The 17,244-nt window shown below is 71.3% G+C and carries 15 protein-coding genes; 10 read left to right on the top strand and 5 right to left on the bottom strand.

Annotated features, from left to right (window positions below; genetic code table 11):
* Nucleotides 1–5 precede the first annotated feature (5 nt).
* The 6 genes from ACGFNH_RS24475 (at nucleotide 6) to ACGFNH_RS24450 (ending at nucleotide 8,107) form a co-directional block, all read left to right on the top strand.
* Nucleotides 6–2,069, top strand: coding sequence for a copper resistance CopC/CopD family protein (locus ACGFNH_RS24475; RefSeq protein ID WP_393657073.1), 2,064 nt, complete (start codon nucleotides 6–8; stop codon nucleotides 2,067–2,069).
* Nucleotides 2,069–3,376: an iron uptake transporter deferrochelatase/peroxidase subunit gene (gene efeB, locus ACGFNH_RS24470; RefSeq protein WP_393657071.1), complete on the top strand. Its 1,308-nt coding sequence runs from the start codon at nucleotides 2,069–2,071 to the stop codon at nucleotides 3,374–3,376. The genes ACGFNH_RS24475 and efeB overlap by 1 nt, the downstream gene beginning before the upstream one ends.
* Nucleotides 3,377–3,419: 43 nt before the next feature.
* Nucleotides 3,420–4,355 carry a prephenate dehydratase gene (pheA, locus tag ACGFNH_RS24465; protein ID WP_393657069.1) on the top strand — a complete coding sequence of 312 codons (936 nt, stop codon included), beginning with the start codon at nucleotides 3,420–3,422 and terminating at the stop codon, nucleotides 4,353–4,355.
* A 642-nt stretch (nucleotides 4,356–4,997) separates the two neighbouring features.
* Entirely contained in the window at nucleotides 4,998–6,275 is a 1,278-nt protein-coding gene (gene serS, locus ACGFNH_RS24460; protein ID WP_393657067.1) for a serine--tRNA ligase, read from the top strand.
* The gene (locus ACGFNH_RS24455; protein ID WP_393657065.1) at nucleotides 6,272–7,099 is read left to right on the top strand and encodes an HAD family hydrolase; all 828 of its coding nucleotides are present in this window, start codon (nucleotides 6,272–6,274) and stop codon (nucleotides 7,097–7,099) included. The genes serS and ACGFNH_RS24455 overlap by 4 nt, the downstream gene beginning before the upstream one ends.
* A gap of 222 nt (nucleotides 7,100–7,321) precedes the next feature.
* On the top strand, nucleotides 7,322–8,107 hold the full coding sequence (locus ACGFNH_RS24450) for a hypothetical protein (protein ID WP_393657063.1): 786 nt from the start codon (nucleotides 7,322–7,324) through the stop codon (nucleotides 8,105–8,107).
* Nucleotides 8,108–8,215: 108 nt separating this feature from the next.
* Here ACGFNH_RS24450 and ACGFNH_RS24445 read toward each other — a convergent pair whose 3' ends face one another.
* From ACGFNH_RS24445 to ACGFNH_RS24430, 4 genes are read right to left on the bottom strand one after another with little or no spacing between them, the layout of a single operon-like run.
* Nucleotides 8,216–8,935, bottom strand: a complete 720-nt coding sequence (locus ACGFNH_RS24445; protein WP_393657062.1) for an ABC transporter permease — start codon at nucleotides 8,933–8,935, stop codon at nucleotides 8,216–8,218.
* Between the two features lie 14 nt (nucleotides 8,936–8,949).
* Nucleotides 8,950–9,867, bottom strand: a complete 918-nt coding sequence (locus ACGFNH_RS24440; protein WP_393657060.1) for an ABC transporter ATP-binding protein — start codon at nucleotides 9,865–9,867, stop codon at nucleotides 8,950–8,952.
* Nucleotides 9,864–10,787 (bottom strand): ABC transporter permease subunit, encoded by a 924-nt coding sequence (locus ACGFNH_RS24435; protein ID WP_393657058.1) that lies wholly within the window; start codon nucleotides 10,785–10,787, stop codon nucleotides 9,864–9,866. The genes ACGFNH_RS24440 and ACGFNH_RS24435 overlap by 4 nt, the downstream gene beginning before the upstream one ends.
* The gene (locus ACGFNH_RS24430) at nucleotides 10,777–11,739 is read right to left on the bottom strand and encodes an ATP-binding cassette domain-containing protein (RefSeq protein ID WP_393657056.1); all 963 of its coding nucleotides are present in this window, start codon (nucleotides 11,737–11,739) and stop codon (nucleotides 10,777–10,779) included. Before ACGFNH_RS24430 ends, ACGFNH_RS24435 begins: the two co-directional genes overlap by 11 nt.
* 218 nt (nucleotides 11,740–11,957) lie before the next feature.
* On the opposite strand from ACGFNH_RS24430, the gene ACGFNH_RS24425 reads away from it, so the two are divergent.
* The 4 genes from ACGFNH_RS24425 to ACGFNH_RS24410 all read left to right on the top strand — a co-directional run bounded on the left by ACGFNH_RS24425 (nucleotide 11,958) and on the right by ACGFNH_RS24410 (nucleotide 16,518).
* Nucleotides 11,958–12,803, top strand: a complete 846-nt coding sequence (locus ACGFNH_RS24425; RefSeq protein WP_393657054.1) for a M24 family metallopeptidase — start codon at nucleotides 11,958–11,960, stop codon at nucleotides 12,801–12,803.
* On the top strand, nucleotides 12,800–14,578 hold the full coding sequence (locus tag ACGFNH_RS24420) for an SDR family oxidoreductase (protein ID WP_393657052.1): 1,779 nt from the start codon (nucleotides 12,800–12,802) through the stop codon (nucleotides 14,576–14,578). The genes ACGFNH_RS24425 and ACGFNH_RS24420 overlap by 4 nt, the downstream gene beginning before the upstream one ends.
* Before the next feature lie 127 nt (nucleotides 14,579–14,705).
* Nucleotides 14,706–15,851 carry a MerR family transcriptional regulator gene (locus tag ACGFNH_RS24415; protein ID WP_393657050.1) on the top strand — a complete coding sequence of 382 codons (1,146 nt, stop codon included), beginning with the start codon at nucleotides 14,706–14,708 and terminating at the stop codon, nucleotides 15,849–15,851.
* A 124-nt stretch (nucleotides 15,852–15,975) separates the two neighbouring features.
* Nucleotides 15,976–16,518, top strand: a complete 543-nt coding sequence (locus ACGFNH_RS24410; protein WP_393657048.1) for an RNA 2'-phosphotransferase — start codon at nucleotides 15,976–15,978, stop codon at nucleotides 16,516–16,518.
* Nucleotides 16,519–16,605: 87 nt separating this feature from the next.
* Here the strand turns inward: ACGFNH_RS24410 and ACGFNH_RS24405 are convergent, their stop codons facing one another.
* Entirely contained in the window at nucleotides 16,606–17,199 is a 594-nt protein-coding gene (locus tag ACGFNH_RS24405) for a hypothetical protein (RefSeq protein WP_393657046.1), read from the bottom strand.
* Nucleotides 17,200–17,244 lie beyond the last annotated feature (45 nt).

The raw sequence follows: 17,244 nt of genomic DNA, 5'->3' as shown, positions 1-17,244 counted from the left end.
ACGCCATGCCAGCCGCTGCCCCCTCCTCGGCCCCCCTGCACCCCGCCGCGCCGCACCAGCGGCCGGGCGGGCGGCGCTCCCGCCGTTCCGCGGCCGTGACGCTGCTCCTTCTGGTCGCCGCCCTGTTCGGCTCACTGCTCGCCGGGGCCTCCCCCGCGTCGGCGCACGCCGCGCTGATCACCAGCGATCCGAGGCAGGGGGCGGTGGTCGACACGGCGCCGGAGGAGGTCACGCTCACCTTCTCCGAAGGCGTCGCGCTGTCCGACGACGCGATCCGCGTACTCGACCCGGAGGGCAAGCGCGTCGACTCCGGAGAGGTGCGCGACCTGAGCAGCGGGAAGGTCGTCAAGTACGGCGTCGGGCTGAAGTCCGGCGTGCCCGACGGCACGTTCACCGTCGCCTGGAAGGCGGTCTCGGCCGACAGCCACCCGGTGGCGGGCGCGTTCACCTTCTCCGTCGGCGCCCCCTCGAAGACCTCGGTCGCCCTCCCGCAGGAGCAGGGCGGAGGCGGCGTGGTCGGGGTGCTCTACGGGATCGCGCGGTACGCGGCGTACGCGGGGTTCGTCCTGCTGGTGGGCGGCGCGGCATTCGTGCTGGCCTGCCGACCGCGGGCGGCGTCCGGGCGGCCGGTGCAGCGGCTGGTCTTCCGGGGCTGGGCTCTGCTCACCGGCTCCACCATCGCGCTGCTCCTGCTCCGCGGCCCGTACACCGGCTCGGGCCGGGTCGCCGACATCGCCGACCTCGGCGGACTGCGGGCGGTCCTGGAAAGCAAGCCGGGTGCCGCGCTGGCCTCGCGGCTGATGCTGCTCGGGGTCGCCGCGCTCTTCGTCGCCGTGCTCTTCGGGGCGTATGCGCAGCGCAGGAACGCCGAGGAACGCAAGGACCTCACCTTCGGCCTGGGGGTGGGCGGGGCGGTCGTCGCGACCGGGCTCGCCGCGACCTGGGCCATGTCGGAACACGCCTCGACCGGCATCCAGTCGGGCCTGGCCATCCCCGTCGACATCGTGCATCTGCTGGCGGTCGCCGCCTGGCTGGGAGGGCTCACGGCACTGCTCGTCACGCTCTGGACGGAGCCGTCGGTGGAGCGGTCCGCGGTGCGGCGCTTCTCGCGGCTGGCGTTCGGCAGTGTGCTGGTGCTGGCGGCGACCGGGGTGTACCAGTCGTGGCGGCAGGTCGGCTCCTGGTCGGGCCTGACGTCGACGTCGTACGGGCAGTTGCTGCTGATCAAGATCGGCCTGGTGGTGGTGCTGATCGGCGTCGCCGCGATGTCGCGGCGCTGGACGGCACGGCTGCCTGAGGCGTCTGTGGAGGAGGACGGCGGGGGCGAGGGGGAGACCGGGGAGGCGAAGGACTCCGGAGGTGAGGAGTCCGCCGCGGCGGCCGACGGCGGCGCGGACGACGACCACGGGGGCGACGACCACGGGGGCGAGGGCCACGGGGGCAAGGGCCGCGGGGACGACCCGGACGGCGCCGACGGCGGCGAGCCCGTCACCGTACCCGCCGACGCCGAGCGCACGGCCCAGCTCCAGCGTCAGCGGACCGCCCGCCTCACCGCGCTCCGCAAACGCGTACGGGACGCGGATCCGGTCCGCTCCGGACTGCGCCGCTCCGTCCTCGCCGAGGCGGCGGTCGCTGTGGTCCTGCTGGCCGTGACCACCGCGCTGACCAGCACCGAGCCCGCACGCACGGAGGAGGCGGTACGGGCTGCGAGCGGCGCGCAGGATGATCGGCCCCAGCGTCCGCTCTCCCTGCGGATGCCGTTCGACACCGGGGGCGAGGACGGCAAGGGGACCGCCGACATCGAGCTTGACCCGGTCAACAACCTGCTCGACGTCCGGCTGGAACGGCCCAACGGCAGACCGCTCGACGTCCCGGAGGTGAAGGTCGCCTTCACGCTGAAGGCCGAGAGGCTCGGCCCTCTCCCGGTCCAGCCACCGCGGGCCGGGACGGGACACTGGGCGGCGAACGGCGTCCAGATCCCGATGCCCGGCGACTGGGAGATCGCGCTGACCGTACGGACCTCGGACATCGACCAGGTGACCGTGACCAAGAAACTGAAGATCGGCTGATGGCGGACCACGGCAACGACACCCCGGACAGGACGGCGGGCAGCGGCACCCGTAGCGGTGCCTCCTCCCAGGACGGCCCGGCCGCACCGGCCCTCTCCCGGAGGCGGCTGCTCGGCACCGCGGGTGCGGCCGGCGCCGCCGGGCTCGCCGTGGGCGCCTCGGGCGGAGTGCTCGGGACGGCGATGGCCGCCGGCGAGGTACCGGCCGCGCTGGCGACCCTCGGCTCGACGGCCGCCGCCTTCCACGGCCGGCACCAGTCGGGCATCACCACACCGCTGCAGGCACGCGGCCACCTCCTCGCGTTCGACCTGGCCCCCGGCGCGGGCCGCAGGCAGGCGGCCGCCCTGATGCGCCGCTGGTCCAGGACGGCCGCCGAGCTCATGGCCGGCCACGCCCCCGCGGACGACACCGGGGTCGCCCTCGACGCGGGCCCGTCCTCCCTGACGGTGACCTTCGGCTTCGGCCGCACCTTCTTCGAGCGCACGAGCCTGACGGCGCAGCGCCCGGTGGCCCTGAAAGCGCTGCCGGACTTCACCTCCGACGAGCTGGACCGCGAGCGCAGCAACGGCGACCTGTGGGTGCAGATCGGCGCGGACGACGCCCTGGTCGCCTTCCACGCCCTGCGCGCACTGCACAAGGACGCGGGGGACGCCGCGCGGCTGCGCTGGCAGATGAACGGCTTCAACCGCACGCCCGGAGCCACCTCCCGGCCGATGACGGCCCGGAACCTGATGGGCCAGATCGACGGCACACGGAACCCCAAGCCGGAGGAGAGCGACTTCGACCGGCGGATCTTCGTGCCGCAGGGCGGGGAGCCGGCGTGGATGGCGGGCGGTTCGTACGCCGTCGTGCGGCGGATCCGGATGCTGCTGGACGACTGGGAGAAGGAGCCGGTCGGCCGGCAGGAACAGGTCATCGGGCGGCGGAAGTCGAACGGCGCCCCCCTGTCCGGCGGCACCGAGACGACACCGATGGACCTGGAGAAGACCGATGCCGACGGCCTGCCGGTGATCCCGGCGAACGCGCACGCGCGGATCGCCTCGCCGGAGACGAACGGCGGGGCGGCGATGCTGCGCCGCCCGTTCTCGTACCACGACGGCTTCCGGGACGACGGCTCCCCGGACGCCGGACTGCTGTTCGTCTGCTGGCAGACCGATCCCCTGAAGGGCTTCATTCCGGTGCAGCGGAAGCTGGACCGGGGTGACGCGCTGTCGCGGTTCATCCGGCACGAGGCGAGCGGTCTGTACGCGGTTCCGGGCGGCTGCGAGCCCGGCGAGTACGTGGGCCAGCGGCTGCTCGAGGCGTGAGACACGGCACGGGGTGCTGATCCGCACGGCTACGCTGGACGGCATGTCAGCGAGCCGCTACACCTTCCTCGGACCCGAAGGCACCTTCACGGAAGCCGCTCTCCGCACGCTGCCCGAGGCGGCCACCCGCGAGCTGACGCCGATGGTCTCGGTACCGGCCGCGCTGGACGCCGTACGGTCCGGGGACGCGGCGGCGGCGCTGGTGCCGATCGAGAACTCGGTGGAGGGCGGGGTGACCGCGACCCTCGACGAGCTGGCCACCGGCGAACCGCTGATGATCTACCGCGAGGTGCTGCTGCCGATCGCCTTCGCCCTGCTCGTACGCCCCGGGACGGCGCTCACGGACGTGAAGACGGTGACCGGACACCCGGTCGCCCAGCCGCAGGTGCGCAACTGGCTCGCGGCGAACCTGCCGAGCGCCCAGTGGGAGTCGGCGGCATCCAACGCGGACGGGGCGCGGCTGGTGCAGGAGGGGCGCTACGACGCGGCGTTCGCGGGCGAGTTCGCGGCCCCGCGGTACGCCCTGAAGCCGCTGGTCACCGACATCCACGACGCGCACAACGCGGCGACCCGCTTCGTACTCGTCGGCCGCCCGGCCCGGCCCGCTGCCCGTACCGGCGCCGACAAGACGTCCGTGGTCATCTGGCTGGGCGATGACCACCCGGGCGCGCTGCTGGAACTGCTCCAGGAGTACGCGGCGCGCGGGGTGAACCTGATGCGCATCGAGTCGCGGCCCACGGGCGAGGGCATCGGGCGCTACTGCTTCTCGGTGGACTGCGAGGGGCACATCGCGGACCGCCGGGTGGGCGAGGCGCTGATGGGGCTGAAGCGAATCTGCCCGAACGTGCGCTTCCTCGGGTCGTATCCGCGTGCGGGGGTGAGTCCGGAGCAGGTGCAGCCGCTGCGGCACGGGACGTCGGACAGCGAGTTCACCGTGGCGTCGGACTGGCTGAACCGCTGCATCGACGGACGGGCCTGAGGCCGCTTCGCACGGCGGGGAGTCCTGCGGTTCGGGGCGGTTCGCGGTGCGGTCATGGGCGGTTCGCACGGCGATGCACCCGGCGATGCACACCCTGTGGGGACGGGGTGGAGTTATCCACGAAAGTTATCCACAGGCCCCGTTCCCGAGCTGGGGATAAGTCGACACTGCGAACCGACATCATCGACAAATCGCCCTACAACTCACAAGACCGCCCACAGGGCGCCGGATCACCCTTCGTCACCCCAATTCGCTTTGCCCATCCCTGCGGGTGAGCACTTCGGCATCATTGCCACCCGAACGAGGGTGTGGCCAAGGTTTGGAAGGGGAATTCTTCGCCCTGCACCACGACGCACGGAATGATCAATTCCAACTTCCACAGATCTTCCTCACAGCCTGTGGATAAACAGCGGGACCACCGAACCCCCTGTGGACAACCGGGCCGCGACGCGGCCTCAACTCCCGCTCCGCACAAGGGAAGTGAGTCAGCACGCGTGACGGGCGTGCCCCTATTCAGCGAATGCCGACCGAATTATTGACGTCCGGCTCCACCGAATTACGCGAATGACTCCAAAACGGGCAAAATGCCGCGTATGGGAAATGGAAGTCGAGGGGCGCAGCGCACACCGGTAGCCTGGTGGGGTGATTGACCTTCGTCTGCTCCGTGAGGACCCCGACCGTGTCCGCGCGTCCCAGCGCGCCCGTGGAGAGGACGTCGCACTCGTCGACTCACTGCTCTCCGCCGACGAGCGGCGCAGGTCGTCCAGCGTCCGCTTCGACGAACTCCGAGCCGAGCAGAAGTCGCTCGGCAAACTGATCCCCAAGGCCTCGGGCGACGAGAAGGCCGAGCTGCTGAAGAAGGCCGGCGAGCTGTCGGCCGCGGTCAAGGCCGCCGACGCCGAACAGGACGAGGCGGCCGCGGAGACCCAGCGCCTGGTGCAGCAGCTGGGCAACCTCGTGCACCCGGACGTTCCGGTGGGCGGCGAGGAGGACTTCAGCGTCCTGGAGACCGTCGGCACCCCGCGCGACTTCGCTGCCGAAGGGTTCGAGCCGAAGGACCACCTCGAGCTGGGCCAGCTCCTCGGCGCCATCGACGTGGAGCGCGCCGCCAAGGTCTCGGGCTCGCGCTTCTACTACCTGACGGGCATCGGCGCGCTGCTGGAACTCGCCCTGGTCAACGCCGCCATCGCGCAAGCCACGGCGGCCGGCTTCGTGCCCATGCTCACCCCGGCGCTGGTCAAGCCGCGCGCCATGGAGGGCACCGGCTTCCTCGGCCAGGCCGCGGAGAACGTCTACCACCTGGAGAAGGACGACCTCTACCTGGTCGGCACCTCCGAGGTCCCGCTCGCCGCGTACCACATGGAAGAGATCATCGAGGCGGACCGGCTGCCGCTGCGGTACGCGGGCTTCTCCCCCTGCTTCCGCCGCGAGGCCGGCACCTACGGCAAGGACACCCGGGGCATCTTCCGGGTGCACCAGTTCGACAAGGTCGAGATGTTCTCGTACGTCACGCCGGAGGACTCGGAGGCCGAGCACCAGCGGCTCCTGGAGTGGGAGAAGCAGTGGCTGACCGGCCTCGAGCTGCCCTTCCAGGTCATCGATGTGGCCACGGGCGACCTGGGCTCCTCGGCGGCACGCAAGTTCGACTGCGAGGCGTGGATCCCGACGCAGGGGAAGTACCGCGAGCTGACGTCCGCCTCGAACTGCACCGAGTTCCAGGCCCGCCGCCTGTCGGTGCGGATGCGCGACGGCAAGCACGTACGCCCGCTCGCGACGCTCAACGGCACGCTCTGCGCGGTGCCGCGAACGATCGTCGCGCTGCTGGAGAACCACCAGCGGACCGACGGGTCCGTGCGCGTCCCCGAGATGCTGCGCCCGTACCTGGGCGGCCGTGAGGTGCTGGAGCCGGCGGGCAGGTGAAGGCCGACGGCTCTGCCTCGCTCCCGTACCGGCTCATAGCCACCGACCTCGACGGCACGCTGCTGCGCGGCGACGGGACGATCTCACCGCGCTCGCGCGACGCCCTCGCCGCGGTGACGGCAGCGGGCGCGGCGCACATCGTCGTCACGGGGCGAGCCGTGCCGTGGGCCCGGCACATCCTGGACGACCTCGGCTACCGGGGCCTGGCAGTGTGCGGTCAGGGCGGTCAGGTCTACCACGCGGGAGAGCACCGGCTGCTGACGTCCGTGACGCTCGACCGCCGGCTCGCGGAAGTGGCGCTCGCCAAGATCGAGGCGGAGACGGGCCCGCTCGCTCTGGCCGCGAGCCGCGACGGCTTGCAGGGCGAGGTGCTGACGGGCCCCGGCTACCGCGTGCACGAGGGCCCGCTGCCGGTGACGCCGTTCGGTGACCGCGCCGACCTGTGGTCCGCTCCGCTGAACAAGATCTACATCCAGCACCCCGACCTGGACGACGACGAACTGGCCCGCACCGTGGCCGAAGTGGCCGGGAATCTGGTGGGTGTGACGGTGTCGGGCACGGGCATCGTCGAGCTCCTTCCGCTCGGGCTGACCAAGGCCAGGGGCCTCTCCCTCGCGGCCCGCCGCCTCGGCATGAAGCCCGCGGACACCATCGCGTTCGGGGACATGCCCAACGACGTCCCGATGTTCGGATGGGCGGCGTACGGCGTGGCCATGGCCAACGCCCACCCCGATCTCAAAGCGGTCGCCGACGAGGTGACCGCCTCGAACCAGGACGACGGCATCGCCCAGGTCCTGGAACGACTCCTCGCCGACGCGGCCTGAGCCCTCTCCCCGGGCACACCGGCGTGACAGTACGCCTGTCCGATCGTTGTCCACCCTGCGTGGAGGCAACAGGAGTTCGAGGCGTCGAGAGCATGTGAAGTGGCGGATTGCCGGGCGACAGAACCGGTCATGGAGTACGTGGCATACGTGAGCAGCTTCCGCTCCTGGTCCCTGGATACGGGCGTTCCTCAACCCTTTCCAGCATGAGTGGAGGGCATTTCCATGCCACCCGAATCCGCATTGATCGAGTCGCGCGCTCTGCGCGACAGCCTCACGGAACGCACCGACGTCCTCGACAAGGTCAAGGTGCTGGCGATGCTCCCCGACGGGCTGCACGTCACGACGCGCATGGTGGCGACCTACTTCGAGGTCTCGGAGGAGGCCGTCAAGAGTGTGGCCAGGCGCCATCGTCAGGAACTCGACGGCCATGGGATGAGCACCCTCCGGGGCTCTGACCTGCGGTTCTTTGAAAGGGTCAACTTGCACCTTTCAAAAGAGAGTTATCCACAGGGGCGTGCGCACCTCACCGTGTTCAGCCGCCGGGCCGTTCTCAACGTCGCGATGCTGCTGCGCGACAGCGAGGTCGCCCGGCGCGTACGCACCTACCTCCTCGACGTCGAGGAGGCGTCTCGCACGTGCGGAGGTCCCCCCGCCGAATACGTGTCGCTGGACGCGCTCGTCAGTGATGCGGCCTCGAAGGCCGCGGAGCGCATCCTCCAGGGGCCGGTCGGTGACCGGCTGACCGCTGTCGAGGCCCGTGTCGGCGAGGTCGGGTCCTCGCTGCGCGAGCTGGGGCCGGTGATCGCCGCGATCTCCGTCCGCCTGGACCGCATCGACCAGCGGCTCGATGCCACGAACCGCGTGGTGTGCGCCATGAGCGAACGGCTGTCCGGTCTCGGCGCGGACATGCGGGAGGTGCGCCAGGAGGTGTCCGTGCTCAGCCGGGACATGACCAGGCTGAAGCAGCGCTGCGGGCGGCCTGGTCACCGGCGCGGCAAGAGCAGGTGACCTAGGAGGGCCAGAAGGACCCGGAGGACTCCCAGCCTCCGATGAAACAGCGCTGCCCGGGCCTCGTGCAGGCCCGGGCAGCGCCCTTCCGGTTCGGATGGAGGCCGCTTACTCCTCGCCCGCCAAGGTCAGGGCGCGGAGCTTCTGGCCCGCGTAGAGCGTCGCCACCACCGTCACCGCCGCCAGCAGCGTTGCGGCGAGCGGGAGTCCGACGTCCGAGGTGACCAGGGAGCCGCCCGCCGTCTTCTCGGCGAGGGCGAGGGCCCACTGCTGGATGCTGAGGGTGCGGGCGCCCGGGACCAGGTTGCCGAAGAGCGTCTCCCACACCAGGGCGTAGACGAGTCCGACGACCACGGCGTGCCGGGTGAGTGTGCCCAGCAGCAGGAACAGCGCGGCGTACGCCACCGATGCGGCCATCGTGGCGACCGTGTAGGCGAGGGCGATCTGCTGGCTGTTGCCGTTCAGGAGGAAGCCGGCGATGAGGGTCGGGATCGCCGAGAAGGCGATGGTGACCCCGATGGCGACGATCAGCTTGGTGAAGATGATCGTCGGCCGCTTCACCGGCTTGGCGAGCAGATAGACGATCGATCCGTCGTCGATCTCGGGACCGATCGCGCCCGTCCCCGCGATGACACCGATCAAGGGCACCATCGTCGCCAGCGCGAAGCCGCCGAGGACGTTGGCCGCGGTCTGGTCGTCCACGCCGCTGAGCAGCCGTACGAGCAGGGAGATGGCCAGCAGAAGGGCAGGGAGCAGGAAGAGGATCAGCGCCCGGCGGCGGCCGAGCACGGCCCGGTACGTGAGCCGGGCGACCGTGGGGTTGTACATCGGTTCAGGCTCCTTCAGGCCGCGACGAGGTAGGAGAAGACGCTCTCGAGGGACTCGTCGGAGGGCGAGACCGTCAAGAGCCTGATGCCGTGCTCACGGGCGACCCGCGGCAGCAGTTCGGTGAACCGCGGGAAGTCGACGGCCTGGATGCGCAGTGCCTGCTCGGTGACGTCGACCTCGATGCCCGCGGTGGACGGGTCGGCGATCAGCGCGGCGGCGAGCGCACGGTCGTCGCTGGAGCGTACGAGGTAGCGGTGCGGGCGGTCGGTCATCAGACGGCGGATCCTGCGGAAGTCGCCGGATGCCGCGTGCCGCCCGGCGACGACGACCTCGATGTGCGAGGCGAGTTGCTCGACCTCCTCCAGGATGTGGGAGGAGAACAGGACCGTGCGGCCCTCCTCGCCCATGCTGCGCAGCAGGTCCATGAGCTGCATGCGCTGCCGCGGGTCCATGCCGTTGAAGGGTTCGTCGAGCAGCAGCACGGACGGCTCGTGGACCAGCGCGGACGCCATCTTCACGCGCTGCCGCATGCCCTTGCTGTACGTCGCGATCTTGCGCTTCTCGGCGTACTCCATCTCGACGGTGGCCAGCGCCTTGCGCGCGGCGGCCCCCGGGTTGGGCAGGCCGTGCAGTTCGGCGTTGGCGAGGACGAACTCATGGCCCGTGAGGAAGTCGTACATCGCCTCCCGCTCGGGGACGATGCCGATCTGCCGGTAGACCTGCTCGTTGCGCCAGACCGTGGCGCCGTCGAGGGTGACCGAGCCGGTGGAAGGGGCCAGGAAGCCGCCCATCATGTTGATGAGGGTGGACTTTCCGGCGCCGTTGGGGCCGAGCAGCCCGGTGACGCCGGGGCCGATCGTCATGGTGATGTCGTTGACGGCGACGACGTTCCCGAACCAGCGGGACGTGTGATCGATGCTCAGGGTTGTCACAGTCCGACCTTTCGGTAGCGGCGCATCAGCAGCGCGTACGAACCGGCGATCAAGCCGAGGACGACCGCGAGGTAGACGAGTCCGGCGAGGGTGCTCGGCGGGCCGAAGCCGCCGACGAAGCCCGATTCCGCGCCGAGGAACTTCGTCTGCACGCCGTCGATGAGGGTGATCGGCGAGAACAGGCCGAACCAGCCCACCGCGTCGTGGTTGCCCTGCTCGTAGGCGATGGCCTGAATGGTGGAGACGGCTCCGTAGGAGATGGTCAGGACACCGATGACGGCGGCGACGCCGAAGCCGCGGCGCGGGGTGAGCGCGGCGATGACGAGGCCGATGCCGGCGAAGAGGAGGGAGAGCAGAGCCACGGAGACCAGTCCTTGAGCGAACCCCTTGGTCTGGTCGGCGAAGTCGAGCTCGGCGAGCAGCGACCCGACGTAGAGGACGAGGAGGGGCGCCGCGGTCAGCACGAACAGGGCCGATGCCATGGCACCGAGCTTGGCGAGCACGTAGTCGACGCGCTCGATGGGGCGGGAGAAGTAGAGCGGCACGGTCCGGAAGCGCAGGTCGCGCGAGACGGACTGGGGTGCCTGGGAGGCGATGTAGAGGCCGATGACCGCCTGGAGGTAGAGCGCGTACTCGGTGTACCCCAGGGGCAGGTCCTTGGCCTTGGTGAAGACGGCGACCGCGACGATGATCGCCGCGGGCAGGCACATCACGGCGAACAGCAGCATCGGCAGGACCTTGGACTTCGCCGAACGCCCGAGGCCGTACGCGCCGCGCAGGCTCTGGGCGAACAGCGAGCGGCGCGCGTAGGCGCGGCCGAGGCGCTGCCCGTCGTAGCTGCGGTACCCGATGTTGTGGATGCGCGTGGGGTCCCCGGCCTGGGCCGGAACGGCGGCCGGGGTGGTGGTCTCATGCGCCACGGCGGCCTCCTCCAATCTCGTCCTCCGGGCGGAAGACTTCGGCGATGTGGTGGCGGCGCTGTTCCATGCGCACCAGTCCGAGTCCGAGGTCCGCGACGGTGTCGCGGACCGTGTCGTACGTGCTGTCGTCGGTCACGTCGAGCACCAGGACGTGGCCCGCGCCGGGCGCCCGCCCGCCCGTGTGCGTCTCGATGCCCGCGGCGGCGAGGGCGTCGCGGAGGGCCTGGGTGCCGTCGGCGTGCCGGTCGGTGTCGGTGACCTCGACCGCGATGGTCGCGGTGGTCTGGGTGAAGTCCTTGGTGGAGCTGGAGCGGAGCAGCGCGCCGCCGTCGATGACGACGACGTGGTCGCAAGTGCGCTCCAGTTCGCCGAGCAGGTGGGAGGTGACCAGGACCGAGATGCCGAAGTCGGTGTGGACACGGCGGATCAGGCCCAGCATCTCGTCGCGGCCGACCGGGTCCAGGCCGTTGGTCGGCTCGTCGAGGAGGACGAGCTGCGGGTCGTGGACGAGGGCCTGCGCGAGCTTGACGCGCTGCTTCATGCCGGTCGAGTAGCCGCCCATGGGGCGGTACCGCTCCTCGTAGAGGCCGACGTGGCGCAGGGTGTCCGCGGTGCGCTCCCGGGCGGCGGTCGGGGGCAGCCCCGACATGCGCGCCATGTGGACGACGAACTCGGTGGCCGAGACGTCGGGCGGGAGGCAGTCGTGCTCGGGCATGTAGCCCACGCGCTCACGGATGGCGCCGCCCTGGGTGGCGACGTCGAGGCCGAGCACGGCGGCACGTCCCTCGCTGGCGGGGGACAGGCCGAGCAGAATCTTGATCAAGGTCGACTTGCCGGCCCCGTTGGCACCCACCAGGCCGGTGACGCCCGGCGTGATGTCCACGGTGAGCCGGTCGAGGGCGGTCACCCGTGGGAACCGCTTGCTGAGGCTTTCGGTCGCGATCACAGTCACGTCCTCGACGGTAGTGGCGGGCGTCACCGGTCTCGTCAGCCTGGGAGGCTGGATCGGTATCAGCCTGGAGGGGGACGTGCCCGTAGGGGTTCGTCAACCTTCGTCGTTACCGCCGGTATCCACAGGCGGTGCAGAACCCTTGACGCAGCCGCCCGGCATTGTCACATTCATCGGTGTCACATTCGGCGAACGGGCGCTCAGGGACGGACGGTTGACCGATGGCCTCAGCAGTCGCGCGTGCACGGACAGCGGAGCTCCAGGGGTACAGAGACGTTCAGCGGCTCGCGTACGACTGCGCGGAGGCCGTGGCCGCGCAGCTCAGGCCCGGTGTCACCGAGCGGGAGGCGGCGCGGATGCAGCGGGAGTGGCTGCGCGGGCGCGGGGTGCGGGACTGGTTCCACCTGCCTTTCGCCTGGTTCGGTGACCGCACCGCCTTCGCCGGCTTCCGCATACCGCTGCAGTTCTTCCCGACGAACCGGCGGCTGGAGCCGGGGATGCCCTTCATCCTCGATCTCGCGCCGGTGCACGCGGGATACACCGCGGACATCGGCTACTCCGGCTGCCTGGGGCTCAGTCCGCTCCACGACCGGCTGCTCGCCGATCTGGTGGTGCACCGCGACCTGATCCTGCGCGAGGTGCGCGAGCGGCGCTCGCTGCGGGAGATCTACGCCGACGTGGACCGGCTCATGCTGAAGCAGGGCTATGCCAACCGCCATCGCGCGTATCCGTTCGGAGTGATCGCGCACAAGGTGGACCGGGTCAAGGAGCGCCGCTGGTCGCCGCATGTGCTCGGGTTCGGCACACAGAGCCTCAAGGGGCTGCTCTCGGACGCGCTCCACGGGCACCGCGAGGGCTGGTCGCCGCTGTGGAGCCCGTACCGCTTCTCCGACCATCCCCCGCGGCCGGGCGTATGGGCGGTCGAGCCGCACCTCGGCTTCCGGGGCACGGGCGCGAAGTTCGAGGAACTGCTCGTGGTCACCGACTCCCGGGACCCGGAGGAGAGCGCGTTCTGGCTGGATGACGATCTGCCGCATGTGCGGCGCCGACTGGAGGGAGCCGCATGACCGGGAATGCGACGGGACTGCCCGGGGCACGGGAGCGTCGGGTCCGCTCGGGCGGGGTCGACCTGTGCGTCGCCGAGCTGGGCGATGCGGCGGCGCCGACCGTGGTGCTGGTGCACGGCTATCCGGACAGCAAGGAGGTGTGGACCGAGGTCGCCCGCCGACTCGCCGACCGCTTCCATGTGGTCCTCTACGACGTGCGCGGGCACGGCCGGTCGACGGCGCCGAAGCCCCTGCGCGGAGGCTTCACGCTGGAGAATCTGACCGACGACTTCCTGGCCGTCGCGGACGCGGTGAGCCCGGACCGGCCGGTGCATCTGGTCGGCCACGACTGGGGTTCGGTGCAGGGCTGGGAGTTCGTCACGGTCCCGCGCACCGAGGGCCGGATCGCCTCCTTCACCTCGATGTCCGGCCCGTCCCTCGACCACTTCGCGCACTGGCTCAACAAGCGGATGGCGCGGCCCACCCCGCGCGCGGTCGCCCAACTGCTCGGCCAGACGGCCAAGTCCTGGTATGTGTACCTGCTGCACACGCCCGTACTGCCCGAGCTGGCCTGGCGCGGACCGCTCGGCAAGCAGTGGCCGAAGCTGCTGGAGCGGTTCGAGAAGGTGCCGGGCGACGGCTACCCGACGCCCTCCCTGCCGAACGACGCGGCGCACGGCGCCTGGCTGTACCGCGACAACGTCCGCCCCCGGATGCGCCACCCCCGTACGGACGCCTACGCGCATGTGCCCGTCCAGCTCATCACCCCCACCGGGGACGTCTTCCTTTCCGAGCAGCTCTACGACGATCTGGAGCGGTGGGCCCCGAAGCTGGTGCGGCGTACGCTGCCCGCCAAGCACTGGGTGCCACGCACCCGGCCGGACCAACTGGCCGCCTGGATCGGGGAGTTCGTGACCGCTCAGGAGGAGGGCGACCCCGCCCGCGAGGATCCCGCCAAGGGGCCGTACGCGGACCGCTTCGCCGGACAGCTCGTGCTCGTCACGGGCGCGGCAAGCGGCATCGGCCGCGCCACGGCGTTCGCCTTCGCCGAATCGGGCGCCCGGGTCGTCGCCGTGGACCGGGACGGGGACGGGGCGGCCAGGACGGCCGAGATGGCGCGGCTCATCGGATCGCCGGAGGCGTGGGCCGAGGCGGTCGACGTCTCCGACGAGCAAGCCATGGAGAAGCTCGCGGTGAAGGTCGCCGCGGAGTACGGCGTGGTGGACGTCCTGGTCAACAACGCGGGCATAGGGATGGCCGGGTCCTTCTTCGACACCACGACCGACGACTGGCGTGCCGTGCTAGACGTCAACCTGTGGGGCGTCATCCACGGCTGCCGGCTCTTCGGCAAGCAGATGTCCGAGCGCGGGCAGGGCGGCCACATCGTCAACACCGCCTCCGCCGCCGCGTACCAGCCGTCCAGGATGCTGCCCGCGTACAGCACCTCGAAGGCGGCCGTCCTGATGCTGAGCGAGTGCCTGCGGGCCGAGCTCGCCGGACAGGGCATCGGGGTGTCCGCGATATGCCCCGGCATCGTCAACACCTCCATCACGTCCACCGCCCGCTTCGCCGGAGCGTCGGAGGAGGAGCAGAAGCGCCGCCAGGACCGGACCTCCCGGCTCTACGGGATGCGCAACTACCCGCCGGAGAAGGTCGCGGACGCGGTGCTGCGCGCGGTCGCCACGAACCGGGCCGTCGTCCCGGTGACGCCCGAGGCGCGCGGCGCACGCTTCCTCTCGCGCTTCATGCCGCGTGCCCTGCGCGCGATAGCCCGCGTGGAACCGCGGATACGGTGAGGCCCTCGTGACGCGCCGACCGTCGCCCCGGCCGCAGCGGCCATCGCAACCGCCCCGGCCGGCCCGGCCGCGCCCGGGGGCCGAGGACGGTCGGTCGACCCAGCCGTCCGCGGGGGCCGAGGACGCGGTGCCGCCGCCCGGACCGGCGTACCGGATCGAGGACCTGGCGCACCACAGCGGTGCGTCGGTCCGGACGATCCGCGCCTATCAGGACCGCGGGCTGCTCCCGAAACCCGAGCGGCGCGGCCGGGCCAATGTGTACGGCGAGGAGCACCTCGCCCGACTGCGGCAGGTCGCCGCCCTGCTCGACCGCGGCTACACGCTCGCCAGCATCAAGGAGCTGCTGGAGGCGTGGGACGCCGGGCGCGGGCTGGCCGGTGTGCTGGGCCTGGTGGCGGAGGTGGACGGTCCGTGGACGGACGAGGAGCCGTCCCGTATCACCCGTGACGAGCTGTACGCGCGGTTCGGCGGGACGCAGGACGACGCGGCGGTGGCGGAGGCGGTCGAACTGGGCGTGCTGGAGCGCGTCCCCGGGCGGGACGACGAGTTCCGGGTGCCCAGCCCGCAGGAGCTGGCGGTCGCGGCCGAACTGCACGCGGCAGGCGTGCCGCTCCCCGCACTCTCCGAGCACCTGCGGGAGCTGCGCGGGCAGATGGAGCACATCGCCGCCCGGTTCCTGGAGTTCACGACCGAGCACGTCTTCATCCGCTACCTCGGCCATCCGCCCTCGGACACCGCGGCGACGGAGGCGGCGGAGCTCGTACGGCGACTGCGGCCGCTCGCCCGGCAGACGGTCGAGGCGGAACTCGCGCGGGCGATGCGGGAGTTGGCGACTGTGGAGCTCCGGCGACATCTGGGCGACCCGTCGGCGGGGACCTCGGGCGCCGACGACGCGGTGCACCATCCGGTGGCACATCCGGTGCCGCATCCGGTGCCGCATCCGGTGTCACTCCCCGCCTCCACGGTCCGCGCCGTCCAGGACCTGGTCGGCACACGGAACACCCCGGCCTTCATCGCGGCGGCCACCGAACGCGAGCTGGCGGCCCGCACCTTGGACGCGCTGACGGGGCGTGGAGCCAGGGACGCGCTGACAGGGGTTGTGGCCAAAGACGCGCTGACGGGGCGTGGCGGCTCACCGGGACCGGGCACCGGAGGAATCCCGGACACAGGGGGATTCCCGGGCGCCGGACGGGGCGCGGGGACCGACGGAGGCGCTGGGACCGACGGCGCGGGGGCCGGAGGGGGCTCCATGCCGGAGAGCCACTGTCCGTAGGGGCTTCACAGAGGCGCCTGCCCGCGCCGACCTCCACGGACCCGGTGGCGTGGCATCCCGTCACGCCGTCCGCGGACCGGATATCCACGCGACTGCGGCCGGAATGCCGGGCAAGCTGGGGCCCATGGACGACAGACGGACCGTCAAGGTCTCCAAGTACCTCGCCCGGCATCTGAGGCACCAGCCGGAGCGGATCGGGCTCGCCCTGGAGCCGGGTGGCTGGGTCGACATCGCGACCCTGCTGGCCGCCACCGAGGCGCACCGGTTCCCGATCACGCGAGCCGAACTCGATCACGTCGTCGCCGCCAACGACAAGCAGCGGTTCGCCGTCGACGGCGAACGGATCCGGGCCAACCAGGGACACACGGTGGAGGTGGATCTCGGCCACCCCGTCGCCACCCCGCCCGCGGAACTCTTCCACGGAACGGTCGCGCGCAGCCTGACGGCCATCCGGGCCGAGGGGCTGCTCCCGATGAACCGGCACCATGTGCACCTCTCGCCGGACCGGGAGACCGCGACCCGCGTCGGCGCGCGACGCGGCAGGCCCGTGGTCCTGAGGGTGGACGCCGGGGGGATGCACCGCGACGGGCACGCGTTCCGCGTGAGCGCCAACGGGGTCTGGCTGGTGGACGCCGTACCGCCCCCGTTCCTGCGCTTCCCCTGCTGACCGACCCGGCGGTCGACGAGCGCGAGCGCCCCCGGCACCTCCACTCGCCGCCGCCACCCGCCCCCCATCGCCGTGGCGGCGGGTGACTCAGTCCACCATCCCCGGCGCTCCCCAGACGGGGAACCAGCGCGCCAGGTCCTCCTCCACCCGAAGATCGTCCACGAGCAGTGCTCTGACCTGAAGCTCCATGGCGTTGTCCCGTTTCTCGGCGAAGCCGGGAAGGGGCGCGAAGGGGTAGAACGTGCCGCGCTTGTAGAGGTAGACGAGGGCCAGCGGGCGGCCCCCCACCGTCTCGCGGAAGCCGATGAGCGAGCACAGGAGCTGGGGCCCGAAGCCTCCGTCCTCGAGGAGCGTATTGACCGCGTGCAGATCGTTGACCAGGGAAGCGGTGTCGTCGGCCGGCTGCCGCACCAGCAGCCAGGTGTAGCCGTATGTGTCCTGGCTGAATTCGATCGGTACGCCGCCGCGGTCCGTATCGGCGTCGAGCAGGTCCCGTACGTCCCGCTGGAGTTGGGCGAAGGCGCCGCCCTCGACGCTGGCGAAGCACACCGATCCCAGGCCGGTCGGAGTGAACCCGGCCCCCGCCTGGAGCGTGATCGCCGCGGCGGGCACACCGAAGAGCTGGTCGAGGTCCGGGCGTACCGGCTTGCTGCGGCCGAGGATCGTGTCGAGAAGCCCCATGAACATCAGCCCCTTGTCTTGTCGGTGTCCCTCATGAGGGCCTCA

Origin of the sequence: Streptomyces sp. NPDC048639, from assembly GCF_043199075.1 — a bacterium.
Lineage (GTDB): Bacteria > Actinomycetota > Actinomycetes > Streptomycetales > Streptomycetaceae > Streptomyces.
The sequence above is the reverse complement of the archived record's forward strand: the minus strand, read 5'-3'. Positions and strand labels throughout refer to the sequence as shown.